This window comes from Vibrio sp. 1078-1 (assembly GCF_033340475.1).
Genome location: NZ_JAWOWM010000755.1, coordinates 1 through 548 on the forward strand (window position 1 = coordinate 1; position 548 = coordinate 548).

The following is a 548-nucleotide window of genomic DNA, read 5'->3' on the forward strand; positions in this document are numbered from 1 at the left end:
ATAGCTGCATATATTACCTACACCTGTCGATTTAACTACGTCTAAGTGAGAATAGTGCTCTTTATATACCGCTGCAGCTTGTTTTCCTGAATAATAACTTCCGACAGATGAAGCAACTCCCAATACCAGAGCTCCCACCCAACCAACGGGTGTAGCAACAACAAATAATGATATTGCAATACCAGACACGGTACCTACAACTGTACTTGCTGCAGTTTCCACCAATATTTCGTTTTTCTTTACGTTAGAGTCTGCTCTAGCTATCTGATCGCAGGCAATACCAATATTAACTGCAGTCAATACAGTGCCACCTTTAGCTGCTACTTTTGATAACTTTGCTAACCTATCAGTATTCTTCTGAAGCGCCGCGGTAGTCATAACCCCGCCGTTTCGAGATATCCTCATAGCCTCTCGAGCTTTCTTACCATTAAAGAGAAGCTTCTCAGTTGGCCCAAGATTTTTTGCTACATTCTCTAATAGTTTTTTCCTACGGTAATCATACTGCCCTTTCGAAAACGTTCCTGATTTATAATCTCGATATAAACCAT

The 548-nt window shown here is 40.9% G+C and carries 1 pseudogene; it reads right to left on the bottom strand.

From position 1 onward, the window contains the following. Window positions 1-548 (bottom strand): annotated as a pseudogene (locus tag R7190_RS29880) (peptidoglycan-binding protein LysM); the annotation flags it as partial.